This window comes from Corynebacterium sp. LaCa_205, assembly GCF_057458085.1.
The window spans coordinates 641,657-667,506 of record NZ_CP190931.1 but is presented as its reverse complement, the minus strand read 5'-3'; the positions used below and the strand labels follow the sequence as shown (position 1 = coordinate 667,506).

25 protein-coding genes are annotated in these 25,850 nt (G+C 59.3%); 10 read left to right on the top strand and 15 right to left on the bottom strand.

The window, feature by feature from the left end; translation table 11 throughout:
- Positions 1-28 precede the first annotated feature (28 nt).
- Positions 29-691 (top strand): hypothetical protein, encoded by a 663-nt coding sequence (locus ACP8J1_RS03320; protein ID WP_023020807.1) that lies wholly within the window; start codon positions 29-31, stop codon positions 689-691.
- 5 nt (positions 692-696) lie between these two features.
- On the opposite strand, the gene ACP8J1_RS03315 is transcribed toward ACP8J1_RS03320, so the two are convergent.
- A complete protein-coding gene (locus ACP8J1_RS03315) occupies positions 697-1,761 on the bottom strand; it encodes a YlbL family protein (protein ID WP_023020806.1) in 1,065 nt (354 codons plus the stop codon).
- A 93-nt stretch (positions 1,762-1,854) separates the two neighbouring features.
- Here ACP8J1_RS03315 and ACP8J1_RS03310 point away from each other — a divergent pair, with 93 nt between their 5' ends.
- Positions 1,855-3,267, top strand: a complete 1,413-nt coding sequence (locus ACP8J1_RS03310) for a zinc-dependent metalloprotease (protein ID WP_023020805.1) — start codon at positions 1,855-1,857, stop codon at positions 3,265-3,267.
- Here ACP8J1_RS03310 and ACP8J1_RS03305 read toward each other — a convergent pair.
- Positions 3,264-3,785 carry a M48 metallopeptidase family protein gene (locus tag ACP8J1_RS03305; RefSeq protein ID WP_023020804.1) on the bottom strand — a complete coding sequence of 174 codons (522 nt, stop codon included), beginning with the start codon at positions 3,783-3,785 and terminating at the stop codon, positions 3,264-3,266. The two genes, ACP8J1_RS03310 and ACP8J1_RS03305, sit on opposite strands and share 4 nt — an antisense overlap.
- Before the next feature lie 61 nt (positions 3,786-3,846).
- Between ACP8J1_RS03305 and ACP8J1_RS03300 the strand changes: the two genes are divergently transcribed.
- Entirely contained in the window at positions 3,847-4,740 is an 894-nt protein-coding gene (locus ACP8J1_RS03300; RefSeq protein ID WP_023029506.1) for a hypothetical protein, read from the top strand.
- On the opposite strand, the gene ACP8J1_RS03295 is transcribed toward ACP8J1_RS03300, so the two are convergent.
- The 8 genes from ACP8J1_RS03295 to ACP8J1_RS03260 form a co-directional block, all read right to left on the bottom strand.
- Positions 4,711-6,768, bottom strand: a complete 2,058-nt coding sequence (locus ACP8J1_RS03295) for an ATP-dependent DNA helicase UvrD2 (protein WP_023020802.1) — start codon at positions 6,766-6,768, stop codon at positions 4,711-4,713. The two genes, ACP8J1_RS03300 and ACP8J1_RS03295, sit on opposite strands and share 30 nt — an antisense overlap.
- On the bottom strand, positions 6,761-7,492 hold the full coding sequence (locus ACP8J1_RS03290; RefSeq protein ID WP_023020801.1) for an NAD(+) diphosphatase: 732 nt from the start codon (positions 7,490-7,492) through the stop codon (positions 6,761-6,763). The genes ACP8J1_RS03295 and ACP8J1_RS03290 overlap by 8 nt, the downstream gene beginning before the upstream one ends.
- Complete coding sequence (locus tag ACP8J1_RS03285; protein WP_302518351.1) at positions 7,493-8,587, bottom strand: potassium channel family protein; 1,095 nt, start codon at positions 8,585-8,587, stop codon at positions 7,493-7,495.
- Between the two features lie 93 nt (positions 8,588-8,680).
- Entirely contained in the window at positions 8,681-11,860 is a 3,180-nt protein-coding gene (locus ACP8J1_RS03280; RefSeq protein WP_302518353.1) for an ATP-dependent helicase, read from the bottom strand.
- Positions 11,853-14,960, bottom strand: a complete 3,108-nt coding sequence (locus tag ACP8J1_RS03275) for an ATP-dependent helicase (RefSeq protein WP_198010454.1) — start codon at positions 14,958-14,960, stop codon at positions 11,853-11,855. Before ACP8J1_RS03275 ends, ACP8J1_RS03280 begins: the two co-directional genes overlap by 8 nt.
- Before the next feature lie 32 nt (positions 14,961-14,992).
- Positions 14,993-15,778 (bottom strand): hypothetical protein, encoded by a 786-nt coding sequence (locus tag ACP8J1_RS03270; RefSeq protein ID WP_302518355.1) that lies wholly within the window; start codon positions 15,776-15,778, stop codon positions 14,993-14,995.
- Between the two features lie 9 nt (positions 15,779-15,787).
- Positions 15,788-16,726, bottom strand: a complete 939-nt coding sequence (locus ACP8J1_RS03265; RefSeq protein WP_023020796.1) for a DUF3152 domain-containing protein — start codon at positions 16,724-16,726, stop codon at positions 15,788-15,790.
- A gap of 61 nt (positions 16,727-16,787) precedes the next feature.
- The gene (locus ACP8J1_RS03260; RefSeq protein WP_023020795.1) at positions 16,788-17,012 is read right to left on the bottom strand and encodes a DUF3107 domain-containing protein; all 225 of its coding nucleotides are present in this window, start codon (positions 17,010-17,012) and stop codon (positions 16,788-16,790) included.
- A 71-nt stretch (positions 17,013-17,083) separates the two neighbouring features.
- Here ACP8J1_RS03260 and ACP8J1_RS03255 point away from each other — a divergent pair, with 71 nt between their 5' ends.
- Complete coding sequence (locus tag ACP8J1_RS03255; RefSeq protein WP_023020794.1) at positions 17,084-18,409, top strand: DEAD/DEAH box helicase; 1,326 nt, start codon at positions 17,084-17,086, stop codon at positions 18,407-18,409.
- Complete coding sequence (locus ACP8J1_RS03250; protein ID WP_023020793.1) at positions 18,406-19,644, top strand: Rv3212 family protein; 1,239 nt, start codon at positions 18,406-18,408, stop codon at positions 19,642-19,644. Before ACP8J1_RS03255 ends, ACP8J1_RS03250 begins: the two co-directional genes overlap by 4 nt.
- Positions 19,645-19,718: 74 nt before the next feature.
- Here ACP8J1_RS03250 and ACP8J1_RS03245 read toward each other — a convergent pair whose 3' ends face one another.
- Positions 19,719-20,207, bottom strand: coding sequence for a hypothetical protein (locus tag ACP8J1_RS03245; RefSeq protein WP_023020792.1), 489 nt, complete (start codon positions 20,205-20,207; stop codon positions 19,719-19,721).
- A gap of 495 nt (positions 20,208-20,702) precedes the next feature.
- Between ACP8J1_RS03245 and ACP8J1_RS03240 the strand changes: the two genes are divergently transcribed.
- A complete protein-coding gene (locus tag ACP8J1_RS03240; RefSeq protein ID WP_005322377.1) occupies positions 20,703-20,963 on the top strand; it encodes a WhiB family transcriptional regulator in 261 nt (86 codons plus the stop codon).
- Positions 20,964-21,046: 83 nt separating this feature from the next.
- A complete protein-coding gene (locus ACP8J1_RS03235) occupies positions 21,047-21,121 on the top strand; it encodes a 50S ribosomal protein bL37 (RefSeq protein ID WP_100067784.1) in 75 nt (24 codons plus the stop codon).
- A gap of 107 nt (positions 21,122-21,228) precedes the next feature.
- Here ACP8J1_RS03235 and ACP8J1_RS03230 read toward each other — a convergent pair whose 3' ends face one another.
- Positions 21,229-21,501, bottom strand: coding sequence for a mycothiol system anti-sigma-R factor (locus ACP8J1_RS03230; protein WP_023020791.1), 273 nt, complete (start codon positions 21,499-21,501; stop codon positions 21,229-21,231).
- Entirely contained in the window at positions 21,501-22,112 is a 612-nt protein-coding gene (locus ACP8J1_RS03225; protein WP_023020790.1) for a sigma-70 family RNA polymerase sigma factor, read from the bottom strand. The genes ACP8J1_RS03230 and ACP8J1_RS03225 overlap by 1 nt, the downstream gene beginning before the upstream one ends.
- Before the next feature lie 28 nt (positions 22,113-22,140).
- Here ACP8J1_RS03225 and ybaK point away from each other — a divergent pair, with 28 nt between their 5' ends.
- A complete protein-coding gene (gene ybaK, locus ACP8J1_RS03220; RefSeq protein ID WP_023020789.1) occupies positions 22,141-22,644 on the top strand; it encodes a Cys-tRNA(Pro) deacylase in 504 nt (167 codons plus the stop codon).
- On the opposite strand, the gene ACP8J1_RS03215 is transcribed toward ybaK, so the two are convergent.
- Positions 22,630-23,277, bottom strand: a complete 648-nt coding sequence (locus tag ACP8J1_RS03215; protein ID WP_023020788.1) for an SOS response-associated peptidase — start codon at positions 23,275-23,277, stop codon at positions 22,630-22,632. The genes ybaK and ACP8J1_RS03215 overlap by 15 nt on opposite strands.
- Here ACP8J1_RS03215 and aroA point away from each other — a divergent pair.
- Both aroA and rsgA read left to right on the top strand, forming a co-directional pair.
- A complete protein-coding gene (aroA, locus tag ACP8J1_RS03210) occupies positions 23,276-24,577 on the top strand; it encodes a 3-phosphoshikimate 1-carboxyvinyltransferase (RefSeq protein WP_034655798.1) in 1,302 nt (433 codons plus the stop codon). The two genes, ACP8J1_RS03215 and aroA, sit on opposite strands and share 2 nt — an antisense overlap.
- Positions 24,570-25,595: a ribosome small subunit-dependent GTPase A gene (gene rsgA / locus ACP8J1_RS03205; RefSeq protein WP_023020786.1), complete on the top strand. Its 1,026-nt coding sequence runs from the start codon at positions 24,570-24,572 to the stop codon at positions 25,593-25,595. Before aroA ends, rsgA begins: the two co-directional genes overlap by 8 nt.
- On the opposite strand, the gene ACP8J1_RS03200 is transcribed toward rsgA, so the two are convergent.
- Positions 25,592-25,843, bottom strand: coding sequence for a hypothetical protein (locus tag ACP8J1_RS03200; protein ID WP_023020785.1), 252 nt, complete (start codon positions 25,841-25,843; stop codon positions 25,592-25,594). The genes rsgA and ACP8J1_RS03200 overlap by 4 nt on opposite strands.
- Between the last annotated feature and the right edge of the window lie 7 nt (positions 25,844-25,850).

Genomic DNA, 25,850 nt, shown 5'->3' with positions numbered 1-25,850 from the left:
GCTTGCGACTAAGGAGCAGTTTCCTACCGTGCGACGCTTTACTCTCACTCGCCTGACCGCTACCCGCGCTACCGCAGCAGCACTCCTGCTGGGGGTAGGCGTGAGCGCTGCCGGCTGTTCCTCGGATGATGCCGCGCCTGCCGACGTCCCCGTAGATACCACCACTGCCAGCGCCGAGTCCGCTCCCACTGCGGCGGATGCCACTGAGGAAACCAGCACCGCATCCAGCTCCAAGTCCGCCGCTGAATCCAGCGTCGAGTCGAGTGCGGCGGCGAGCTCGGAGGCGGCGTCGGAAAGCACAGAGCCTGGGAGCGAAAAAATGGAAAAGTCTGTGTCCAAGGCCTATGACATCTTCGCGCCCGTGGCACCGCAAGAGCTTTTCGCGTACTTCGATCGCTGCGATTCCACGGGCGGGGATGACTCGTATAACTGCTCTGGGCCGAAGGTAGGCCAGTTCCAGTTCTTCCGCTCACACTCCAAGGCAAAGCAGACCACGCAGGTGCTTACTGAGCTGCGCAGCTCGCAGGTCATTGAGGATAGCGGCGACCGCGTTGTGGGCTGGTCCACGCTGGGCACCACGGCGGTTATTACCGTGGTGGACAATAAAGAAGGCATGGTCATGCAGCAGATGATCTCCTCAGACCAGGAAGATCCGGAAGAGAAGATCAAGGAACTGGGCCTAGCTAAGTAGGCCGCTTATTGGCAGGTTTTAATTTCCTTGCCGTCCGCGAAGTCTTTCATCGTGGATACCGCTTCATCCAGGTTGGACACTTCCGCGATGGGCATGTCCCCGTGGTCGCTCGCCGCGGCTTCGGAGCAATTATCTTGTGGCGCCAGGAAGAGTTCCGCGCCGGCTGCGTGGGCGGCGGCGATTTTATGTTGGATGCCGCCGATGGGGCCCACCTTGCCATCTTCTTGAATGGTGCCGGTACCGGCCACAAATTTGCCGCCCGTGAGGTCTTCTTCGCTGAGCTTATCGATGACCGCCAGGGTAAACATCATGCCAGCGGATGGACCACCGATATCCTGCAGGTTGTATGTGACCTCTATATCGTCTTTAGGGACCGAGAGCATGGCGATGCCCAGCATCGCCTGCCCCTTCTGGTGGGGGTTTTCCCCTAGCTCTATTTCTTCTTCGTGCTTTTTGCCGCCACGCTCCACGGTCATCGTGACCTTATCGCCGGGGCTCTTTTCCTTGATGATGTCTTGAACCTCACCCGGCTCCGAGACTTCCTTGCCCGCCACGGCGGTAATGACATCATCTTTTTTCAGTTTGCCCTGCGCAGCACCCTTATCCAGCACCTCTGCGATGGAGATCTTTACCGGCAAATGCAGGTAGTCCATGGCTGCCAGAGTCGCTGCGGACTCGGACTGAGTAAAGGCCTGCTTATTGGACTCTTCTACTTCTTTATCGCTCATGTTCTGTGGGATGACGGTATCGATGGGCACGATGGTGTCATCGGTCATCATCCAGCGTCCCAGCGCCTGGGCCAAGGTCATATTGGTACGCACGGAGACCGTAGTCATGTTGAGGTGACCATCCGTGTCATAGGTTTTCGGGGCTTGAACGTCAACGACCTGGGTGCCGTCTACCTCCCCCAATGTGTCTACCGTGGGGCCTGGGCCTTCGGCAGCATAGGGGACGGTCAAAGACACATCGGTGCCGGGAATATGGTCAAGCGATACCAACGCACCGGTTAAGACGACGGGGATAGCACCCCAGGCGATGGTGCGGACGCGACGGCTAGCAGGAGAATTCACGAATCACTACCCTACAACCTTTGCCGTCGTGTTCGCTGTCAGCGTAGCAGGGATCATGGAAACTAGCCGGATGGTGTCGGTAGATTAGGACGCATGAGCAACGGATTCGGTTTTTCTTTCCCCAATAATGATGACGACGATAATGACGGACGTCGTGACCAGAACCCGTTCGGCGCATTCGGCGGCGCTAATGGTGGCGGCCTCGGTGACATGCTGAACCAGTTCGGTCAGATGCTGTCCGGCATGGGCTCTTCTATGAACTCGCCGGAAAATTCCGGCCCTGTTAACTACGACATGGCCAAGCGCATCGCCCTGCAGCAAATCTCCCAGTCAAAGGGTGTGAGCGCGGACGATACCAAGGCAGTGGAGGAATCCGTCCGCCTAGCGGAGCTGTGGCTCGATGACGCCACCTACCTGCCCACCGCCTCCGGCACGGCCAAGGCGTGGGATTCCAAGCAGTGGTTGGAAGAAACCATGCCGGCCTGGCAGCGCATGGTCACTCCGGTGGCGGAGCATATGAATGATGCCCAGATGGAATCGATGCCGGAAGAAGCCCGCGAGATGATGGGCCCGATGACCAAGATGATGAGTCAGATGTCTGGCATGAACTTTGGCATGCAGCTCGGTCACGCCTTGGGTGATTTGGCTGCGCAGGCGTTGACCGGCTCTGATTTCGGTCTTCCCATCGCCCCGGCCAATACCGTGGCACTATTGCCACAGACCATTCAGAAGGTCGCCCGGGAGCTCAATATTCCTGGCCAAGAGGTGCTGGTCTATATTGCAGCGCGCGAGGCCGCGCGGCAGCGCCTGTTCAAGCACGTGCCGTGGTTGGTAGAGCGCATCGTCTCCTCTGTGGAGGAATATGCCATCGGTCTGGTCATTGACACCTCCCACTTGGAGGAAGTCACCCGCGAGCTCAACCTAGAGTCCGGCGATCCCCAGGCAATCCAGGATGCGATGAGCAAGCTGCAAGGCATGGACCTTTCCCCACGCATCACGTCCAAGAACACTGCGGCAGCCTCTCGCCTAGAAACCCTACTAGCATTGGTGGAAGGCTGGGCCGAGCACGTCGTCACAGAGGCACTGGGCGAGCGCATCCCATCCACCTCGAAGCTAACCCAGGCATGGGCGCACCGCCGTAGCACTGGTGGTTCTGCCGAAAACGCCTTCAGCAAGGTCGTTGGTATCGAGCTCAACGCCCCCAAGGTTTCTGAGGCCGCTGAGTTGTGGCGCCGCGCTACCGTTGCCGTGGGTGCGGAAAAGCGCGATAAGGCGTGGGACCACCCGGACTTCCTGCCAACTGCAGAGCACCTAGATAACCCTGCCGCCTTTATCGACTCCCTATTGGATGACGGCCCTGATGAGGGCTTTGAGGAAGAGTTTGCCAAGCTGGAGGAAATGCTCAAAAACGGTGAGGATTCCTCTGCTACTCAGGGCGATGAGACCGGGGAAGCCGATGGTCAAGACGAGCAGAAAGAAAAGGGCAACGAGGACGACGAAAACTAGCAGCCCCAGCGCTGGTAGGCCTCAAGATAGCCCTTCGCCCGCTCAGCGTGGGGCGCCCTGTCCGCCCACTGCCAAAAATCCCGCCCGTGGCGCGGGATGAAGGTGTGGGTGAGCTCGTGAATGATTACCGAATCCAGCACATAGTCCGGCACGTGTTGTAGCCGGTCGCTCAGCCGAATATTCGCGGTGGAGGTAGTACAGCTACCCCACCGCGTATTTTGATTGCTTACCCAACGAATAGAGCCGATGGTAGCGCGGCTGTCTAAGAAAGCCGCGTTAAGCCGCCGAGCACGCTCTTCTAATTGCGCGTCCGAGCGGCGGCTACTGCCCTGTTTCTTTTCTACCCGCGCCAACATATCCGCCACTGCCTCGCGTTCATCGCGAGCGGACATCCAGGCGGGGATGCGTACCTCGAGTACCCCGGAGACCATGCGAGCCTGCACGGTTTTCTTCCGCTTGGCGGAACGAATGACTTTGACCTCTGGGGTTTGTGGTGCGGGGGGCTGCGTGCTCGACATGACAGGTGATTGTACCTGTGGTGCAATGGAATCCACATGCATCGGGGAAAGGGGTATAGGCGTGGGGGCTTGTGTCACCCAGGTAGTTTTGGCGCCGGGCAGCGCAGTGTTTTGCCGCGAGGAAACGGTGGTTCAATTTGGCATGGATGCCACCCGCGTTGGTGTGGCAGAAACGGGCAATGCGCTTTCCGTCGCGGCGGCCTTCAATACCGCTCGCGAGCCAGTGAGGCCAGAAGATTTGTCTCATCGGTTACGTGCCGCAGGGCTGGAGGAAGCGGCAGCGCTTAGCCTTATCGAGGACGCACTAGACTATGGCATCCTTTGGCCTTATAAAGAGGCCGTAGAGAAATCGGACACTCTTGTCTTAATGGGAGAATCCGCACTGGCGCAAGGCTTACGCGCACGCCTGGAGGCAGATGGATTCCAAGTTCGCATCCCGTTAGAGGACGACAATATCTTTTCCTATATCCACGACCTCGACGGCATGTATCCGGTCCTGGCCGTAGACCAGCTGCACTGCCCGCTGGATTGCGCCAATGCACTGGCGGGGACGGACACCACGTGGCTTCCGGTGTCTTTATTGGACAATCGTGGCATCATTGGGCCGGTACGCGTGCAGGGCCGAGGCCCATGCCCACTGTGTGCGCACCTGTCCCGCGTGGATACGGACCCGCGCTGGAATATCATCAGCACCCAATTACCCCGCGTGCGCCGCACCCCAGAAGCCGTGGTGCTCGATGCGGTCTCGGCACATACGCAGGTGATCATTCGGCGGCTTATGGGGCGGCCGCTGCCGCCGGGAGCGCCGACCGCGAAGCCGCGCCCTGGACAGCAGTGGGAAGTCGATGTCTACGGTCACCACCAGCAGCGCACCATCATTGCGCATCCGCGATGCCCAGTATGTTTTGGCGGAAAACCAACTTGGCTAGCTGCGCACCGAACGAATGACCTCTAGTACTTGGGCGCCATAGCGCTCCAGCTTGCTGGGGCCTACACCAGAGATGGACAGCATTTCTGCCTCATCGGCAGGAAGCTCCTCCGACATGGACTGCAGGGTGGCATCGGAAAAAATAACATAGGCCGGCACCTTTTCCTCGCGCGCAACCTGGGAACGCCACGAGCGCAAGGCAGAAAAGACCTCTTCATCTCCGCCTCCCTCGCAGTCTTCGTGGCGGCCGATAACCTTTTCGGCCGGTGTTCCCAGCAGACCTGAACATACGCGGCAGCGTTTCGGGCGGCGCGAGCGAGTCCCCTTGCCAGAGGCGTCTTCGGCCGCCGGTACGATTCCATCGAGGAAGCGGGTACGCTCGCGCGAGGCTCGCGAACCAGTGGTCTTCGCCAACGCCCACGACAGTGCGAGGTGCGCGCGGGCGCGGGTAATGCCGACATAGAACAAACGACGTTCTTCCTCAATCTGCTCATCGCCCGCCTTGATAGCGTGGTTGATAGGCATGAGCTTTTCTGTCAGCCCCACGAGAAACACCGCATCCCATTCCAAGCCCTTGGCAGCGTGCACAGTAGCTAGCGTGACGCCTTCCATAGCTGGGGCCTGTTTATCGGTGGAGCGCCGGCGCAGTTCCCCCAACACCCCGTTGAGATCTATGCCAGGAGCCGATTCCACAATCTTCTCGATGAGCCCTACCAATGCGTTGAGGGATTGCCAGCGCTCGCGGGCCTGCGCGCCCTGCGGCTCGGTGGCGCTTAGCCCCAACTCGACAAAGGCGGCGCGAGCAATTGCCACCGGGTCCTCCGGCAAGTCCTCACGACGGGTCGCGGCGATGAGAACGCGAATGGCCTCTAGGATCTCCGGGCGGCGGAAGAAGCCCTCGCCGCCACGGACTTGGTAGACCACTCCGGCGTCAGCAAGCGCCTGCTCAAACTGCTCCGATTGAGCGTTAATGCGGTAGAGGATGGCAATCTCAGAGGCCGGCACGCCCTGATCCAGCAGTGTGAGAACCTGGCCGGCAACCTCCTGGGCCTCAGTCTCTTCAGACTCATAGGCCTTAAAGGTGGGCTCCGGACCAGGCTCGCGCATGCCCTGCAGCTCCAAGCGTGTGCCAGCTGCACGCCCTGTGGCCTTGCCAATGACCCGATTGGCCAAGTCCGTTACCTGCGGCGTCGAGCGGTAGTCACGCTGCAACTTGACCACGGTGCCATCCGGGTACGTGCGGGAGAAATTGAGCAGGTAGTCCGGGGAGGCGCCGTTGAAGGAATAGATGGTCTGATTTGCATCACCCACCACGGTGAGGTCATCGCGCTCGCCCAACCAGGCATTGAGCACCCGCTGCTGCAGCGGGGTTACGTCCTGATACTCGTCTACCACAAAGGTGCGATACTGCTCCCGGAAGGTTTCTGCAATTGCCGGCACATTTTCAATGGCACCCGCGATGTGCATGAGCAGGTCATCGAAATCCAGGTGCATCATGTCCGGTGTGGCCTTGGACTGTTCGTAGCGGCGAAAGGCCTCTGCCACCTTGGCGGGATCAGCCGGAGCGCTGCGGTCCGTAGTGGCGATCACAGACTCATAATCCTCGGCGCTCACCAGCGCGGACTTAGCCCACTCGATCTCCGCTAGGACGTCACGGATCATATCCTTGGAATTATCCAACCCCACCGAACGCACCGCGCGAGCGACCAGCGGGAATTTATTATCCAGCAACTGCCACGGAAGGTCCCCCGCTACCTGGGGCCAGAAATACTTCAGCTGGCGACGCGCCGCGGCGTGGAAGGTCTGCGCTTGTACGCCGGCCACACCCATGGTGCGCAGACGATCGCGCATCTCTCCGGCTGCCCGCGCCGTGAAGGTCACCGCGAGCACGCGTTGCGGGCTCACAAACCCTTGGTCTACCAGGTTGGCGATGCGATAGGTAATAGTGCGGGTCTTGCCCGTACCCGCGCCAGCCAAGATGCACACGGGCCCGCGCGGTGCCGTGGCCGCGCGCAGCTGATCTTCATCCAGCAGGGACAAATCCGGCTTAGTCACCGTGATACCACTCCATAATCATCGTGTGTGCAATTGAACCCGGACGAGGAAGCGAAAGCCCAGACAGCTCGGAGCGCTCCACCCACCGGATCTCTTCCAGTTCCCCATCAGTATGGCAGGTGGGGTGGACATCAGCCGTTTGTGCACAAAAGCCCAGCATAAGCGAGCCGCTCGGTGGCCACGCCTGCGAGCCCCAATAACGAATATGGTCCACCCTACGCCCGGTTTCTTCGAGCGCTTCGCGTGCAAAGGCTGCCTCCGCAGTCTCGCCGGGTTCAACGTAACCAGCGATCAAAGAGAATAAGCTATTGCGGCGGCGATTACGCGCCAGCAAAATCCGGTCTGTACCGCTGAGGCGAATGAGCCCAATGACGGCGGGATCCAAGCGCGGGAAGACCAGCCGTTTCTCGTCGTGCGGATCGCGCCCAACGATTCCCGGCGCCGGGTAGTCCAGCTGGCGTCCGGTCCGCGGATCAAAGCGCTGTTCGCGTCGGTTGCGGATAAGCGCGATGGCTTGCAGGATAACCGGCTGGTCTGCAAAGAAGGTTGCACTTTCTAAACGGCCTAACTTCCCGGCGCTATCCTCCGAGACCAAGCATGCCTGCAAGGTGCCTAGGTCCACCACGACCTGCTTGCCGACGCCCCCGGGAACCTCTTTCACCAGCACAGGCTCCCCCACCGCCGTAACCGGTACGAGGCCACTAGGAGTTACTGGGAGGAACATTTAGCCCTCGTCATCATCGTCCATGACCTCAATGGGCTGTTCCATCTCGTGCTTGATATACAGCAATCGGTCTCCCGGCTTCAACGCGGAGGCGTCCGCGGTATCCACTCGGTGCAGCTCATTATTGCGCAGGACAGCAAGCACGATATCTGCCAGGTGGCGTGGGTTAGAACCAACCTCAAACTCGCGCACGGCGCGCTCTGCCACGGAGAAGCCCTCATTAGGTGAAAGCAGGTCTTCCATCATCTCCACCACCGTCGGGGTCACGGTAGCTAGGCCCAGTAGTCGGCCGGCAGTCTCAGCGGAGGTGACCACGGAATCGGCACCAGATTGCAGCAGCAGGTGACGGTTCTCAGACTCGCGAACCGACGCCACAATCTTGGCCTTGGGTGCAAGCTCTCGCACGGAAAGGCAGCACAGCACCGCTGTATCGTCCGTAGATGGGGTTACAACAATAGAGCTTGCGTGCTCTACCCCAGCGATCTTCAATACGTCTTGCTTTGTGCCGGAGCCAAAAATGGTGACTAGGCCGTGGTGCTCTGCGTGAGCTAGGGAGGCACGGTTGGTATCAATGACCACGATCTGGGAGGACGGAACATCATCGGCCAGCAGCGCGGCCACCGCTCCGGCGCCCTTGGTGCCATACCCGATAACGACGGTGTGGTTACGCAATTGCTTTCTCCAGTTCTGGATTTGGAAAGTACGTCGGGCCTTATCCGTTAGCACGGACAAGGTCGCGCCAACCAATAAAACAAGGAAGATCAGGCGGGCAGGTGTAATAAGCGTTAAGTTAATGAACCTGGCCTGCGGGGACACAGGAACGATATCGCCGTAGCCCACTGTAGTTAGCGACACCGCAGCATAGTAGGCGGAATCCAAAAGCGACATGTCCTCGCTATATCCACCGCCGTCCAAATAGACCACGACTGTCACGAAGACAACAATGCCTAAAGCCCACAGCACACGCTTGCCCAACTGACGCCACGGGCTGGAATTTTCATCCCTCGGCACCGTAATGACGTCAATGAGCGCGTGGTCCGGCTGCGAGGACAGCTCAACCTGCGGCAAGAAGCGACTCTTAAAGTGCGACTTCATAGCTCGCGCACGATTTTTGCCCACTAGCCCCGCCTTTTCTGGTCTCGAATGATTGCTCAAGAGATTGCGTGCTTACGCAACCGCTCACATACCTTAGCCCTTTTGGTGCTCAACTGACGATTCAAGGAGTTTCTTTAGCTCTTCCCCACGTGGAAGGCGGGCTGGCTCAAAGGTATAACCATCGTGCACATAGTAGAAAGCAGCGCGAATCTTCTCTCCGCCATGGATACGCTGCCATGCCTCTGCATAAACCGCAAGCTGTATCTTGGCGGCGTCCATAGCCTCCCCTTGGGGTGGGCGGCCTGTCTTCCAGTCCACCACCATCCACGTGCCGTCGTCCAAGCGGAATACCGCGTCCATGCGCCCGCGCACCACGGCCTCACCGATGGTGATTTCAAAGGGCGCTTCTACGTATTCCGGTTGACGTTGTGCCCACTCCGAGCTCAAGAAAGCTTTTTTCAGCTTTTCCAAGTCATAGTCCGCCGCCTCATCAGTACCCGGCAGCTCTTCCTCGCTCAATAGTGCAGGGCTGCCAAAGCGGTCCTCCAACCACGCGTGGAAGGCGGTACCGCGCTTGGCATAAGCATTCGGCTTAAACGGCACTGGACGGCGTTGCCTGCGTGCGAACTGGAGTGGATCTGCCCGCAGCGCAACCATGTCAGAAGCAGTCAGCTCGCTGGGTAGCTCAACGTCTACCACCGGCTGTTGCAGAGCCCTGTATTCTTCAATAAGAGCGCCAGCTTCCTGCTCCCACAACTCAAAGGTTTCACCGTGGCTGAGGTCTGGAAGTTCTTCCATTGCCTCAAGCACCGCATCGGCACCGGCAACTGCCTCAGGGTTAGCCTTCAGCGCTGGGAACTGTGCGCTCTCACCAAAGTCCTCCTCGGACGGTTCATCTGGCACGGACCATTCCACCACGTACTGCGGGAATTGCTCTTTCAGGCGCTCTAGGTATTCATAGGGCGCCTTCTTGCTCTTCCCAGAAGCGTTATTGGTTCCCGAGCCAGTAACGGTCAGCGTGGATTCGGTACGGGTCAATGCAACATAAAAAAGGCGCGCAGATTCTTCCGCCTTTAGGGCACTATCTGCTTTCTTAAATTCTTCGCAGGCGTTTTGGAACTGCGAGCGCTTTTCGGCATCCTCTGGGACCTCAATATAGTCGTCCTCCCCCGGGACCTTGTCGATCCTGCTAAGGAAGGTCTCCGCTTGCGCGTTATAGCTAGAAGAATCAGCATGCACCACGCAGACATGCTCCCATTCCAAGCCCTTGGCCTTATGCGCAGTCATAATTTGCACACGGTCCGTGGCGGAAGGAACCTCACCCAGATCAAGGCCATCTTCCTTTTCGAGTGCAAGCGCAAAATAGTCCAAGAGTGCGTACAAAGAATCACCGTGGAAGCTAGCGACGATATCGGCAAATTTATCCAAGTGGGCCGTTCCCCCCGCGCTTCCGCGCGCCAAGACTTCGGTACGGATGTTAAACAATGCCTCAATATCAGCGAAGATGTCCACCAGCGGCTTGGATAGCGAATAGGTGCGCAAGTGCCGCAGTTTGGCAGATACCTCTTCCATGCGGGCAAGGCCCTGTGGGGTATAGCGGTCCCTCTCCCCCAAGTCAGCCAGGGCGTCGGCAAGGCCAACGCGCTGATCCGGTTCTTCTGCGGTGACATCTTCCAACTGCGCTCGCAGGTAATCTTCCGGGTCCATTCCTGGTTCCCAACGCAAGCGCTCCTCCCTTGCTCCGGCGAGGTTTCGTTGACGCGAAGCGAGGGCTTGAATATCGCTAATCCCCAAACCGCACATAGGGCCAGCCAGTACCCGCACTGCTGCAGACAGATCTTCTGGGCGTACGAGCATCGTGGCAATCGCCACGAGATCCTGGATTTCTGGCTGCCACAACAAACCACCGAGACCGATGATTTCATTAGGTACGCCCGCCTTGTCTAAAGCCGCAGCGATAGGTGCGGACTGCCTATTTTTACGCACCAAAACCGCTGCGCTGAAGGTGTCTCCCTCGCGTTTGTCCCACTGCTTTTTCAAATGCTCGGCGATAAATTCGCGCTCGCGATTTTCGCTTTCAAAGTAGGCCAGCTGGATTTCACCCTCGCCTTTATATGGGGCGGCAGAAAGTTCATCCACGGGACGCTCAACACCTTCAAATACCCTCTCCGCCACTGAGTTAGCCAAATCCAGCGCACCAGAAGGGTTGCGCCACGAGGTAGTCAATTGGTCCTTCGGAGCAGGTGTGCCCGACTCGACTGGAAAATCCTCCACGAAGGCGGTGAGGTTTTCAGAGGTCGCGCCGCGCCAGCCGTAGATGGCCTGCATTGGATCGCCTACAGCCGTAACCGACAATTCATCTTTCTCGCCGCCGAAAAGGCTTCGAAGTAGAACGCGCTGGGCATAGGAGGTGTCTTGGTACTCATCCAACATGACAACCTTGTAGCGCTGGGATTGTTGCCTGCCCACAACAGGATAATCACGCGCTACTCGGGCGGCGACAGACATTTGCTCGCCAAAGGTGATGACTTGTCGCTCGGATTGTTCCTTTTTCAGGGCCTCCAGCAGCGGTACGTACTGCACACGGCGTTCCTGTGTCTGGATATAGCCCAGCAGCTTTTGAGAGTATTCGGGGCCATTCTTCTTCGATTTGTCAAGGTTATCGATATCTGCGCGAAAATCGCGCGCATGCTCAGCGATATGGCTCGTGTCTTTGAGACCGTTATCAATATCCTGGCTGAGGCTCAGCAGGGTCTCGGTGATTGTGGCTAGGGTGCGATCGTCTTCTAGTTGGCCGGTGTAATTGCGCACCACATCGTAGGCTAAGGAATAGCGCTCGGCCTCAGTAATGATGCGCGCGGTGGGCTCAACCGGAACTAATAGGCCGTATTCACGAACGAGTTCTCCGGCGTAGGAGTCATAGGTGGATACCTTCGGCGCAATGTTTTCTAATGCTTCTGCCACATCGCTGCCTGGTGGGATGAGACCGGAATCGCGCAGTTGAATCAGCTGCCTGCGAATGCGTTGCTCCAGTTGTTGCGCGGCTTTGCGGGTAAAGGTCAGGCCAAGAACCTGTTCAGGTCGCACATAACCATTGGCCACCAAATACACCACGCGCGAGGCCATGGTTTCTGTCTTGCCAGCACCAGCGCCGGCAACCACGAGTTTGGGGCTAAATGGGCCTTCAATGACATGAGCTTGTTCGTCGGTAGGCGGGAAATCCTTGCCCAAGGCCGCAGCGATTTGCTGTGGGGAAAAGTTGCTCTTAGGCATCGGTGGTCATCCTTCCTTCTTCCTGCACGGGGCAGATGGAGCGAATTGGGCATTTATCGCAGTCTTTATTGGTACGCGCAGTAATGCGCGGACCACGCATTTCCTCCACCAGCGGGGGCAGAAGTGCGGCGAATTCTTCGAGTGCTTCCGGAGATTTATCGCTTTGCCAAATCTCGCCAATCTTCTTAGTGGTTGCGCCCGGGTAAACCAGCACCCCTCCCTGGCGCGGCATTCCTTCACCGTCGTGGACCTGATGGCCGTCGAATGCACCATGGGCAAGCGCGAGCTGATAGGTCATTAACTGCACATGGTCTTCGGCTTCTTTCTTGGCCGGTTGGGTTTTCCCGGTCTTGAGGTCCACGACCAAGTAGTTTCCTTCTTCATCGCGAAGGAGACGGTCCATATAGCCGCCGATGCGCACGCCTTCACCGACATGTACGCCCACAGGAATTTCCACGCCCACTAGTTCTTGATTGACCTCAGATTGGCGCGCCCATTCGCGGGCGCGGTCCAATAGCGCGGAAAACTCATCGAGTTTGAATCGCAATTGCCACTGCGGCACGTCCTGGATGCGCTCGAAAGCCTCCATCACCAAAAGCTTGGCCTTTTCCGCATCCATACCGCGGCCAATGGCTTCAAAGAAGGCGTGGGCCAACGTACCGCGGAGCAGGTGTTCCTCGGTACTTGGATCCTCAGCCACATTGCCCAGCACAGCCTTGAGCGGGCAGTTGAGCAACGCTTCTACGCGAGAGGGCGATAAACTGCCGCTAGTATGCAACGGCAGTTCAGCCGCAACGGAACGCGCCGACCACCACTGCTCCGGGTGGGCGCCGGGGATCTCGGCCGCCGCTAACCGCGCGAGCTGGCGGGCAGCTTGCTTGCGTTCAACCTCACCAGATTCCGGATTGCTAACTACCCGGCGCAGCTGCGCGACAAAGGCCGGCACGGACAACACCGCAACATCGAGTGGATCAATCTCCAGACCATCGCGCAAAGAAACGGGTGCGGGTTCGGGCACATCGAGGCCCAATTCGCGCGGGAGTTGGGCGCGGCGCAGCGCCCGCTTTGCTTGGCGACGCGCAGCTTGACCGGGAACATCGACACCACGTCCGGCGAATTCGTCGATGAACCGAGAAGGCTCGGAGACCGTATCGCCCTCTGGATTCTCCACGGCAGTAATGAGCAAGCGCTTTCGGTGGCGGGTGGTAGCGACGTGGAAGAGACGACGCTCCTCTGCCAAGCGGGAGGCGATGTGGCTGACGGGAGTATCGGGATCAATATCGTGGTCGAGGAGATCGATAAGATCTTCTTGCCCGAAGATGGAGCCAGTCTCTCCTAGCGAAGGCCAGCTGCCTTCCTGGGCGCCGGCCACGATGACGGTATCCCATTCGCGGCCCACTGCACCGTGCGCGGTCAGGATTTCTACGGCCTGCGGAATGGCGGTACGGCGGTCACGCACGCCGGTGGGAAGTTCTTGTTCAGTGATATGGGTCAAAAACGCGCTCAGTGAAGAATCCGGGCGGCGTTCTACGTAGTCTCCAGCAGCGTCAAAAAGCGCCATCATTGCATCTAGGTCGCGGTCGGCCTGCGAGCCCGTTGCACCACCGCGCAAGGCCGAGGCCTGTAGACGGTTGTCCAGGTCGGTAGCACTCCACACAGCCCACAGAATCTCCTCCACCGAAGCGCCGGAAGTGAGCGCTTCCCGGCCGGCACTGAGCACTGCACGAACGCGTTCGAGGATCGAATATTCCCGTTCAGTGAGCTGTCCGTTGAAGTCTGGGAGCTCGCCGTAGAGAAGGCCCCGGAGGCTATCGATGCCCCGAGTGGTGGAATCCCAGCGGCGCAAGCCGCGGATCAGTCGGCGCAGGGTGACAGGATCGGCGCCACCCACAGGTCCGGTGAGTAGTTCTTCCAACTCAGAGTTAGATAGTTCCTCCTCCAAGGCGCGCAGTGCAAGCAGCACAGCGGAGACCAAACGCTGTTCGGCCAAGACAACGTCGGTGGGATTGATATGTACGGGCACACCGGCGGCTAGGAGGGTGCGGCGCATTTGGCCAATGTCACTAGTAGAGCGCACAATGACAGCGATGTCGCGCCAGGGCACGGCATCTTCCAAGTGGCGGCGGCGCACGGTATTAGCTACGACGTCGCGCAGCCGACCGTCCGAATCCACGATAGAGATGCACGCCGGTGTGGGCCTGCGGTAGGACTCGGTGAGCTCAATGTCATGCTCGGCTGGAAAGTCCTGCAAAAAGCGCGAGCTAGCACCACGAAAGGCAAAGACAGATTGGGCTGTATCTCCACCCACAACTACGAGGTTGGCCTGCGCAGCTAGCCCAAGAATGAGCTTTCCTGCGGTGGGGTCGAGCAGTTGAGCATCATCGACGACAATGGTGTGGAAGGGATGATCGCGCAGTAATTCAGGGCGTTGGAGAACCGCGGTAACCAACTCTGCAGCAGAGTATGAATGGGAACGGGAGAGGAGCTGCACGCGCTCATACTCGCGCAGAAATTCGCCCGCGGCGGACCACATAGGGCGGCCATATTCGTGGCCTAGGCGCTCCAGGTCTCCTGGGCCCAGACCTCGTTCAATGGAGCGCAAAAGGAAATCGCGCAACTGCCGCGCAAAGCCCACATATTCCAGCGCGGGGCGCATCTCTTCTGGCCAGGAACCGTGGCCGTCCTCTGCTTGACCGATAAGTAGCTCCCGAATGACGGCATCTTGTTCCGCACCGGTAATGAGCCGTAACTCCTCCTCGGCCGCCGTGCGCAGTAACGCAAAAGCCAAGGAGTGCACAGACCGCACCATTGAGGTCTGTGCGGCGTAATTCTCGAGGCGTTCAGAAAGTTCGCGGCGCAATCGGGCACCGGATTCCTTCGAGGGCGCAATAACGAGAATGCCGGAGGGATCCGCGCCAGTTTCCTGGGCTCTGTCCAGGGCATGAATGACGGTATCGATAAGGAAGCTCGACACGCCACTGCCTGCCGCACCGGTTACTTTCCAGGAACCGGATTCGGGCAGGTCAACCGGCCAGCTGCGGGCCGTGGCGGACGGGGTACGGGGAACGAGGCGCACTTGCGGGGACGGTGGGAGGACCACTCCCGCACGCGCGGTGGAATGGGGGTCGTAACTCACCGCTCCAGTATGGCAGATGCCCGCGACACCAGATATTGCTCCACCCGTTCAATGTGCGAACGCGCGTTTGAATGCGAAGCAGGATGCAGATCGTTGATATGACGACGATACGACACTGCACGCAAGAGCAGCTCCTGCATGCCCGGCACGTGGCTAAAGCGTTGGCAGATCTCATCATCAACCGCCTGAGCAATAAGCCCGTCGACGATGACTAGGGCGGCGCTCCAACCGGCTGGGCGCGGAAATTCGCTCGGCACAATGTCCACGATTCCCGGCGGGTTGGCGCCGTGATAGACCGTGGTGGTGAGAAGAGCGGTGTGGGCGGGGATAAGAGGGACGTCGGCAAGCAGAGCTGGGCGATAGGCCTCCCCCGTTTCTCCCCACGCGGCGCGCTCCGCGCGAGCAAAGACATCGTCACGCTGCCCGGTGGGAAGTGCCACCTCGGCCATAGCCGTATCAAGGCGCAGCGCCATCTGTGCGGTTTCATCAATGCGCCCCCGGACCTGCCCCGGAATAAACTGCGTGGCCTTCCAGCCAGCGGCCGTATGACGGCCATCGCTAGATAAAATTGGCCGGGAAACCCGGGCGCCTTGCACACTTAGGCGCTCGCGCGTCTTGGCGGACCATGCAGCAAAAGGACTGGCCTGCGAATAGACCACGTCCCCCACCTTGATGCCGTTATCCCACACCGGGCCTAATTGATCGCCCTGAGCGCGGCGAGTACCGGTAGCACCAGTTTCCGCGTGAAAGGCGCTTAAAACATGCTCTGGGGGAAGCGGCATCCTTAACTCCTATTCGGGTTGGTGGGGATCCTTATTATCCGGGTTGGGGAAAGGCCACGGGTTAGCTGCACAGGTCACGTCCTCATCAGGATAGACCTCGCTGGGCTTGCGATCGTGCAATGCCTTGTTATTGAGATCCAAGGTCTGCTGCATCATGATCGGAGCTAACTTGCCCTGCCCACCACACGGCTGGTGGGCCGCATAGCCAATGGCGTGGCCCAGCTCGTGGTTAATAACGTACTGGCGGTAGTTACCCATATCGCCTTCAAACGGCGTCGCACCGCGCACCCAGCGAGCCTCATTAATAACCGTGGTGGACTCGCCAGTAATGGTGGTATGGCAGGAGGTTTCCGTTTCAATTTTCTCCCCGCACCGCTCCGCGGCGGTACCCAAGGAGGTCAGCTGGATACGGGTATCTGGATCCGCATCAGAGGCCACGTGCTCGAACTCGAAGTCCTTGTGCGCGGTCCAGCCGCGCGGATCAGAAAGGGTGGCCTCCACCATGGCTGCAAAAGAATCATCGCCGCCATACGGTGCGGTATTGAGGCCATCTTCCACCTCGATGGAATAGCGCACCTTCTGCGCGCCACCCTTACCGGCTACGGCGCCGGGCTCGCCCACCTCATGGAAAGTGCCCTTTCCCTGCTTGGTAAACGCCCCACCGGGCGGCATCTCACTAATTTCCCGTTTGACCGCTTCCGCATCAGCCGGATCAGGCCCGATTTTCTCGGCACTCGTCGGGGCAGCTGTGGTAGTTTCTTCCGCCCCTTCTTCAGAGGAGGAAGCGGTGGCGATATCGACAATGAACCAGATGGTCAAGGCGATCATCAAAGGGATAGCCACCACGCGCCACCAGCCATATTGACGCGCAAACCGGACCACCGCATTAGGGTGGTCCGGCGAATGGCCCTGGCTCCGGTGAGCGTGGCGAGTCTCCCTGTCTTCCATGGGGCCTTAGGTTACCCGTTTATTTTTAAAAATCTGAATCAGCAGACCGGTGCGCTCGTCTTTAGGCGCCGGCGAATCCCACGGCGTGCTTCTTCGCAATGCCCACCTCAACGTAGACCACGCGGTCAGTGCGCACGAGGTACTTGCGGCCCTTGTCATCTTCCAGTTCCAAGGTGGAGTTATCCGCCAGGGCGCTATTGATCTTCTGCGTCAGGTCAGCCTGGTCACCTGCAGCGCTAATGACCAGCTCGCGAGCGGTGTCTGCGAAGCCAAACTTGATATCCATGAGGGTTCCTCCTCTAACTAGAGTTTTATTGTCAATGGCCCCACTATAACCATCCCGGCTACTATCAAGGTGTGTCTGACATAAAATCCCAGCCACCGAGCTTCGCGGAACTCGGCGTTGCGGCCGAAATCTGCGATGGACTCGCCACCCGTGGCATCACGCGTACTTTTGCAATCCAGGAATTAACCCTGCCCATCGCTTTGTCCGGTCAGGATTTGATTGGCCAAGCGCGCACCGGCATGGGCAAAACCTACGGCTTTGGCGTGCCGCTTTTGGATCGTGTCTTTGATGATGCCGATATCGAAGAGCTCGATGGCACCCCGCGCGCCCTCGTGGTGGTCCCCACCCGTGAGCTTGCCCAGCAGGTCACCAAAGACCTGCAGGTAGCCGCCGCTGACATACCGGTGCGTTTGGTTTCCATCTACGGAGGCCGGCCCTACGAGGAACAGATCACAAAGCTCAATAAGGGCGCCGATGTCATCATCGGTACACCTGGCCGCCTGATCGATCTCCACGAGCGCGGCAATCTGCAACTAGACCGCGTGGCCATCTTGGTACTCGATGAAGCCGACGAGATGCTAGATTTGGGCTTTTTACCCTCGGTGGAGGCCATCCTGCAGGCTCTGGATGGCAATGCGCACCAGACCATGCTCTTTTCCGCTACGATGCCGGGCGCGATTTTAACGCTGGCCCGCCGTTTTATGGATAAGCCCATCCATATCCGCGCCGAATCGGGCGAGCAGGATTTCACTCATTCCTCCACCCGCAAGGTCACCTTCCAAGCTCACCGCATGGATAAGGTTGCCATCGTCGCGCACGCCCTGCAGGCTGCCGACCGCGGGCGCACCATCATCTTCGCCCGTACCAAGCGAGCGGCCGCCCATTTGGCCGATGATCTCGCCCGGCGCGGCTTCCGCGTGGGAGCCGTCCACGGCGACCTTGGGCAAAAGTCCCGCGAGAAATCCCTGCAGGCCTTCCGCTCCGGCCAGGTAGACATCCTGGTCGCCACCGATATTGCTGCCCGCGGTATCGACGTCGATGATGTCACTCACGTCATCAACTACCAGGTACCAGATGATCCAATGACCTTTGTCCACCGTATTGGTCGCACGGGTCGCGCCGGGCATACCGGTACCGCCATCACCTTGGTGGGCTACGATGAGCTGGGCAAATGGCAAGTCATTAACGATGAGCTGGATTTGGGAGAGCCGGAGCCGCCACAATGGTTTTCTACTTCCCCAGAGCTGGCCCAAGCGCTAGACATCCCCGCGGATGCTGAGGAGACCGTAGGCCCCGAGACCAAGGTTGTAGGCCAGGTTTCAGTCCGCGAGAAATCCCCCACCCGTACCACTGCGCGCCGCGGCAGCTCCCGGCGCCGACGAGGAGGCCGCCGATGACTAAGGCTCCCATTTTGCGTTCCACGCTCTCTGATTGGAAGGCCACCGGCATCATTGCCGTGGTCTGCGCCATCGCGGTAGGCGGTGCAGCCGTCACTGCCAATATCAATCAGGCACATTTGAGCCAGGCGGCCGTTCCTGGGGAAAAGGATGCACCCGCACTTTCCACAGTTCCGACTAACCTCCACGAGTCCTTCAGCCTCCCCAATGAACCGGTGCCTGGCCAATACCGGGCGGTTTCGGCGCACGGCCTGACCATCACGCATGCGGATCACACGCTCACGGCTACCAATCCGGACGGTTCCGAAGCATGGACCTATGAGCGCACTGACGCCGAACTGTGCTCACTGTCTGCTGCATGGGGCAAGATAGTAGCTACTTATAAGACCGGTCTGGGCTGCGGAGATACCGTGGCGATTGATGCCGCGACTGGTGAGTATGACAGCACCCGTAGTGCCATAAATTCGGACGAGGTAGTACCCATATCCTCCAATGACCGGGTAGGAACGGCCTCCACCGACCGCATCGATCTGTGGCGCTCGGATATGGTGCGTACCGTTGAATACGGTGACGTGGAGGCAAAACAAGAACCGGACAAGCAACCGCATGAGGATTGCACGCTCAGCTCGGCCCTTACCCGTACCGAGAACTTAGCCCTGACCGAGTCCTGCCCCGATAAGCCGAATACCACCTGGTTGCGCTTCCAAGACACCACCCCCGATGATTCCCGTCAACCGGACATCGCCGCCGATGTGGACATTGCTACCGATGGCGCCCGCCTTGTCGCCGTAGGCCAAAAGGCCGCCGCCGTATACCGGCCAGGACCACACCCCTCCATCGAGTCATATAACAATGAAGGTAAAAAGCTCGACTCTTCCCCAGCAGAGCCTTCTCCGGCTATAGACACCGGCGACTCCCCCTTCGCGCCGGCAACTGCGGACTTGCCGCACCATATGACCTGGTTTGATGGCTCCCGGCTTTACCTCTTTAAGCCGAGCGACCTCTCGGTTGATCGCATCGTGGAAGAGGCCATCGGCACCCCCATCGCTGTCAACGAGCAGATGCTGGTGCCTACCAAAGAAGGAATTGCAGTCATGGACTGGTCCACTGGCAAGACCCTGCGAACCATCCCGGTTGACCGCGGCGCCTACCACGGTGCCGTTTATCTCACTTTAGCGGGCGAGACCATTGTGGAAGCCCGCGGCGATAAGGTAGTGGGCCTTAGCGCCGATTAGTACCCCACCATCGCATAAAAAGGCCGCGCATTTCGGGTTTTCCCGGGCGCGGCCTTTTACACGTGAAGATGACTTTAGAAGTTTGCTGCCGCCCACTCAGTGGAGGCGCGTACGAACATCAGCAAGAAGATGACCACTGCGGCGCTCAGCAATGTCACCGCGCCCAGTAGCGGCGATCCACCGCTAAACATTTGGAAGGAGCTAGCCGCCAAGATTAGCTCCACCAAAATAATGGCTCCCCTACCCCAGCGCTTTCCCTTGACCATGGCCCAAGCGCCAATGATGACAAAACCAAACACGATAAAGATAAAGAGTGCGGTGCCTAGCCCCACAAAGCTTCCAGAGCCCGAATCCGACACCATGGAGCCGTTTTCCGCACCGGTCAATTCGCGCACGATCAGGAAGATGCCAAAACAGATTACGGCGATGGACTGAATCACGGCGAGTGCTGCGGCCACGAGGACTGGTTGCGGCGCACCGTGCTGGGTCTTTTTTTCCCCACTAATCGACCGCGTGGAGGCAGCATTTTGCTTTGTGTTTACCTTCTTGTTTTGTTTGGACACAAGCCCACAGTCTACTCACGGGCAACGCCATTTTCTTGTGCGCCACTCAGGTTTCGCGGGGGCAAGGGCTAACCGGACAGATTTGACGCTTCTCCAGTCACCACACTCAAGTAGTTTCAGTCAATGCGCCAGTTCAGCGCGTTTCTCACAGGCTTCTTTCAACTCCAGCGTCTATCTAAATGACCCCCACATCACTTTCCATTCAGTGATGTTTACCACATTTTCGCCTCTACCCCTAGCGGAGCCTGAGTAAACATGTCATGATTCTTGGGTAGCAAAAAGAAAGAGGACGTAAACCTCTTCTTAACTTGAAGGAAACTTCAAGTAACCACAATGTGGACCATTGGCGGCGGCGACGCTGGCCCGACCTCGAGACCGGGTCCCACTGCGCGCAGACCAGTTCACACAACCACCCACCCATGGCATTGGTTGCTTTTCATTTATGAAAAGTGCTTGTGCTTTCTGCTGTCGAATTTTTGTTAGGAGATATCAATCATGGATTGGCGCCACGAAGCTGTTTGCCGCGACGAAGACCCCGAGCTGTTCTTCCCAGTAGGCAATTCTGGTCCTGCACTTACCCAAATCGCTAAGGCCAAGTTGGTCTGCAACCGTTGTCCCGTTGCCTCTTCCTGCCTGAAGTGGGCACTGGAGTCCGGCTTGGACGCCGGCGTCTGGGGCGGTCTATCTGAAGAGGAGCGCCGCGCCCTCAAGCGCCGCCGTAACCGCGGCCGTGGACGCGCCCGCGTTTCCGCTTAATCATCGGCCCCCAATTTTCGTTTCGGCGCCCTTAGCCGCTAAAGTTGAATAAAGTTCAGTTACCCTCAACGAAGGAGTGCGCAATGAGCAAGCGTGGTCGCAAGCGCAAGGATCGCCGCAAGAAGTCCGCTAATCACGGCAAGCGTCCTGGCGCATAACGCACAGCACATAAGCCCGGCCCTCGGTCATCACAGACCGTAGGAGCCGGGCTTTTGCTTTGCCGAATCGGCGCAGGCCGCTTAGCAGCCCGTGCCGTATGTCCGCACTACCAGGTGGTCTCGATGCGGGTGATTTCAACCGAGATGCGGCGGCGTAACGCCTGCGGCGCCTTGGCCTGTCCGTTACAACAGTTGCGCACCAGCGAACGAATAATCTCCTCGCTCTCGAGGCGCTTTTGACAAAAATCACACTGGGCGATGTGCTCGCGGATGGCGAGCGCGCGGGCATAGGTGGTGGATTCATCGAGAAGCTCGCACAGGAGGGCCTGTACCTCTGGGGAGCTACACGCACCACAGTTGTGTTCCGTTGCGCGTTCCATTACTTCTCCTCCATGTCTGGGTGTTCTAATCCAATACCTTGTTCTCGTGCCACGTCTTTCAACGCTTTTCGGAGTAGTTTTCTTCCCCGGTGCAACCGAGACATCACTGTGCCCAAAGGAGTGTCCATGATTTCCGCAATTTCTTTATATGCCAAGCCCTCCACATCCGCGTAATAAACCACCATGCGGTAATCATCGGGCAGGTCATTCATGGCCTCTGAAATGGTGGAATCCGGCATGTCCTTGAGCGCGGCTACCTCGGCGGATTCCAGACCGGTGGAATCATGTCCGGCGGTGGTATAGAGCTGAAAATCACTCAAGTCATCAGCCGAGGACTCCGTTGGCCGGCGCTTCGCCTTGCGGTAGGAGTTGATGTAGTTATTGGTCATGATGCGATAAAGCCATGCCTTGAGATTCGTACCCGGAGTAAAGGAATGGAAGGACTTATAGGCCTTGAGGTAGGTCTCCTGCACTAGGTCTTCAGCGTCTTGGGGATTGCGCGTCATGCGCAAGGCACCACCGTAGAGCTGATCTAGCAAGGGCAGCGCTTCCGCTTCAAAGCGGCGCTGCAGCTCCTTTTCGCTGATTGTTTCTTTAGCCACAATTTCCATACTAACGCCTAGCGTTAGAATCCCAGTCATGTCTAAAAAGTCCCCGCACGCAGCCACCCCAGCGCTCAAAGTTGTAGAAGACGCCGGTATCGAGCACCACGTATACACCTTTGAAGCGGGCACCGATCACTTCGGTGATCACGCCGCCGCAGCTCTAGACGTAGAGCCGGAGCGCGTGCTCAAAACCCTGGTCATCGATTTAACCGCGGGCAAGGGACCAAAGCGCAAATTGGCGGTGTGCGTTATCCCTACTACCCACCACCTGAGCTTGAAAAAAGCCGCAGTCGCACACAATGTTTCCAAAGCCGCCATGGCCGATCCGCACGACGCCTCTAAGTCATCCGGATATATTCCCGGCGGCATCTCCCCGCTCGGGCAGAAGAATCCACTGCCCACCATTATCGAGGAAACCGCCATCCTTTTCGATACCGTCTTCATCTCTGGCGGGCGCCGCGGGCTAGATATCGAACTCAATGCGGAGGACCTCGCGCAGCTGTGTGACGCCAGCTTTGCCGATCTACTCGCCGAGTAGCTCTGGATAGTCGTTGGATACAGTGCCCACGGCCTTGTCGGCGGGGTGGGTGTGGAAGCCCCGCAGGGGCGTCGGCAAGAGCAGCTCGGCGGCCTCCTCGGGGCTGCCCTCTAGCCAGGTGCGCATTTCCTCGGCCGCCAAAAAGCGCGGCAGGCGGTGGTGCAGCCACTCCATTTCTTCCGTGGCTGCAGTGGTAATGATCGTGGCGGACAGGCGGTCTAAGCCGGTGTCCCAGAGGCCTGCGGCCCACAACAGGCCTTCCTCCGCGCGCACGAAGTAGGGCTGTTTGCCGCCCTTTTCCTGGCGCCACTCGTAGTAACCATTCATCGGGATGAGGCAGCGCTGCCCCTTAAAAGCGTGCCGGAAAGAAGGCTTGGAGGCCACGGTCTCCGCCCGCGCATTAAACAGCGGCGGGCCCTCAAGATCTTTCTTCCAGTGCGGCAATAGCGCCCACCGCGCAGGATCGACTTGAGCAAGGCTTTCGCGCACGCGCACGATGGCCACCGGCTGGGTAGGCGCAATATTGTAGCGGGGCCCTGGGGTTCCTTGCGGGGCATGTACCTCGGTGACTCCGGGCAGCTCTCCCACCTCATCAAGGAGGGACTCGGTAAAAAGAACGAATCTTCCGCACATGCCCTCTATTATGGACGATATGTCTCAACCATGGTCCGCCCCGCAAGCGGCAGGCCCCATTACGTGGGCCCAGCACGTGCCGGGCTCGAAGTCTATTACCAACCGCGCCTTCATCTTGGCCGCGTTGGCCGATGGCCCCTCTACCCTGCGCGCTCCGCTGGTCTCGCGGGATTCGCAGTTGATGGAAAAGGCGTTGGAGTCTATGGGCGTGCGCTTCGAGCACGACGGCGAGGACATCCACGTCACCCCAGGCCCGCTCAAGGGCGCAACGGTAGATTGCGGCCTAGCAGGCACGGTGATGCGCTTTATCCCGCCGGTTGCAGCCTTGGCTGATGGCGCCGTGCTTGTCGACGGCGACGAGCAGGCCTACGCCCGCCCCATGTCCACCACCCTCGATGCGCTGCGCCACCTTGGCGTAGAGGTGGACGGCGATAGCCTGCCCTTCACCGTGCGCTCGCACGGGGTGCCAGAAGGCGGCGAGGTCACCATCGATGCCTCTAGGTCATCGCAGTTCGTCTCCGGACTGCTGCTAGCCGGTGCACGTTTTAAAAAGGGCATCACCCTAACCCATGAGGGCGGCCCCTTGCCCTCTTTGCCGCACGTGGAAATGACCGTGGGCATGCTGCGCCAGGCAGGCGTGCGCGTAGACTCCGGCGAGAATACGTGGACCGTGCACCCTGGCCCGATCGCCGGCCGAGAGTGGAACATCGAGCCGGATTTGTCCAATGCCACGCCTTTCCTTGCCGCCGCTGCTGTCACCGGCGGCCGCGTGACCATTAAGCGCTGGCCCGCCAATACCACGCAGCCGGGCGACGCTATTCGCCATATCTTGGTGGATATGGGCGTTATGGTCACCCAAGAGCCGGGATTTGTCACTGCAAAGGGCTCCAAAGACGGAGCGCTGCAGGGTATTGAGCGCAATATGGGTGATATTGGCGAGCTCACCCCTACCGTCGCTGCGTTGTGCGCCCTGGCAGACACCCCCTCTACCCTTACCGGCATAGCTCACCTGCGCGGCCACGAGACCGACCGCTTGAAGGCGCTGGCGGATAATATCAACGCCCTCGGTGGTAAGGTCACCGAACTTGCCGACGGCCTGCACATCGACCCCGTCCCTCTCCACGGTGGAGAATGGCCGTGCTACGCGGACCACCGCATGGCCACCGCGGGTGCCATCCTCGGTCTGAAGGTGCCGGGCATAGAGATCGAGGATATTTCTACCACCTCGAAGACCCTTCCTGGCTTCGACCGCATGTGGGAGACGATGCTGGACCCCGAACAACAGGAGAGCAATGGCTAGGCGTTTCGGTTCCTTTGATGAATCCGACGTGCGCGTGCGCCCTGGCAAGGGTTCGCGGCCGCGCACCAAGGACCGTCCCAAACATAAAAATGCCAAGTTCGGCATGGTCATCACCAAAGACCGTGGGCGATGGGGCGTCGCGCTAGATGACGGCCCACGGGTCACCGCCATGCGCGCCCGCGAACTCGGCCGCACCGCCATCGAGGTGGGCGACCGCGTAGGTGTCGTGGGCGATACTTCCGGCAAGAAGGACACCTTAGCGCGCATAGTGAAGCTGGAAGAGCGCACCTCCGTCCTTCGGCGCACCGCCGATGACACCGACCCCTATGAGCGCATCGTGGTGGCGAATGCGGACCAGATGCTCATCGTCACCGCCGTGGCCGATCCACCACCGCGTTCCGGGTTTGTCGAGCGGGCCCTCATCGCCGCCTTCGTGGGCAATATCCACCCGATCTTGTGCCTGACTAAAACAGATCTCACGGATCCTGAGCCGTTCGCGGCCGAGTTTGCTGATCTTGATGTCACGGTGGTGAAAGCCGGCGTCGAAGACGGCCTCGAGTCCGTGCGCCAGCACATCGATGGCCACGTCACCGCGCTCATCGGCCACTCCGGCGTGGGCAAATCCACCCTGGTCAACCGCCTGGTTCCGGATGCGGATAGGGAGACGGGGGAAGTATCGGGCGTAGGCAAAGGCAGGCATACCTCTACCCAATCGGTAGCGCTTCCCCTCCCCGCCGATGATGCATACTCTGCCGGCTGGATTATCGATACCCCCGGCATTCGTTCCTTCGGCCTCGCACACGTGGATGCTGATGACGTGCTCGGTGTCTTTGAAGATCTTGCGGCCGCCGTCGAGGATTGCCCCCGTGGTTGTACGCATATGGGCCCGCCTGCGGACCCAGAATGCGGGCTGGATGACCCTGCGCTTATCCCCCCGGATACCGCCAGTGCGCGGCGGCGCGACGCGGTGCGCGGCCTGCTCGAGGCCCTGCGCACCAACGTGGACTGGGAAAATTAAAGGTGGAAGCCAGTATCGGCCATCACGCCTAGCAGGACATCTACGATGCCAAAGACCACATCCAGGATCTGGCCCCAAGTGCCCTGGGACGAGGTCTCTAGCAGCGCTAGCCACGGGGTGGTGGGCACGGCATCGGCAGCGGCATCTGCGGCCGGGGTGGTATCGGCCGCCAGAGCGGCTGGCGCGGAAATGAGGGCTACGCCTGCGGTAACGGTAGCTGCAGCCAGGTTCTTGAAACGCTGAGTCATGTTTTCT

Excerpts from the sequence above, each read along its gene's own strand:
- ACP8J1_RS03250 (WP_023020793.1), top strand. The coding sequence starts at position 18,406 with ATGACTAAGGCTCCCATTTTGCGTTCCACGCTCTCTGATTGGAAGGCC.
- aroA (WP_034655798.1), top strand. The coding sequence starts at position 23,276 with ATGCCCTCTATTATGGACGATATGTCTCAACCATGGTCCGCCCCGCAA.
- ACP8J1_RS03270 (WP_302518355.1), bottom strand. The coding sequence starts at position 15,778 with ATGCCGCTTCCCCCAGAGCATGTTTTAAGCGCCTTTCACGCGGAAACT.
- ACP8J1_RS03225 (WP_023020790.1), bottom strand. The coding sequence starts at position 22,112 with ATGGAAATTGTGGCTAAAGAAACAATCAGCGAAAAGGAGCTGCAGCGC.
- ACP8J1_RS03290 (WP_023020801.1), bottom strand. The coding sequence starts at position 7,492 with ATGTTCCTCCCAGTAACTCCTAGTGGCCTCGTACCGGTTACGGCGGTG.
- ACP8J1_RS03280 (WP_302518353.1), bottom strand. The coding sequence starts at position 11,860 with ATGCCTAAGAGCAACTTTTCCCCACAGCAAATCGCTGCGGCCTTGGGC.
- ACP8J1_RS03240 (WP_005322377.1), top strand. The coding sequence starts at position 20,703 with ATGGATTGGCGCCACGAAGCTGTTTGCCGCGACGAAGACCCCGAGCTG.
- ACP8J1_RS03285 (WP_302518351.1), bottom strand. The coding sequence starts at position 8,587 with ATGAAGTCGCACTTTAAGAGTCGCTTCTTGCCGCAGGTTGAGCTGTCC.
- ACP8J1_RS03265 (WP_023020796.1), bottom strand. The coding sequence starts at position 16,726 with ATGGAAGACAGGGAGACTCGCCACGCTCACCGGAGCCAGGGCCATTCG.
- rsgA (WP_023020786.1), top strand. The coding sequence starts at position 24,570 with ATGGCTAGGCGTTTCGGTTCCTTTGATGAATCCGACGTGCGCGTGCGC.
- ACP8J1_RS03200 (WP_023020785.1), bottom strand. The coding sequence starts at position 25,843 with ATGACTCAGCGTTTCAAGAACCTGGCTGCAGCTACCGTTACCGCAGGC.
- ybaK (WP_023020789.1), top strand. The coding sequence starts at position 22,141 with ATGTCTAAAAAGTCCCCGCACGCAGCCACCCCAGCGCTCAAAGTTGTA.
- ACP8J1_RS03230 (WP_023020791.1), bottom strand. The coding sequence starts at position 21,501 with ATGGAACGCGCAACGGAACACAACTGTGGTGCGTGTAGCTCCCCAGAG.
- ACP8J1_RS03215 (WP_023020788.1), bottom strand. The coding sequence starts at position 23,277 with ATGTGCGGAAGATTCGTTCTTTTTACCGAGTCCCTCCTTGATGAGGTG.
- ACP8J1_RS03310 (WP_023020805.1), top strand. The coding sequence starts at position 1,855 with ATGAGCAACGGATTCGGTTTTTCTTTCCCCAATAATGATGACGACGAT.
- ACP8J1_RS03305 (WP_023020804.1), bottom strand. The coding sequence starts at position 3,785 with ATGTCGAGCACGCAGCCCCCCGCACCACAAACCCCAGAGGTCAAAGTC.
- ACP8J1_RS03260 (WP_023020795.1), bottom strand. The coding sequence starts at position 17,012 with ATGGATATCAAGTTTGGCTTCGCAGACACCGCTCGCGAGCTGGTCATT.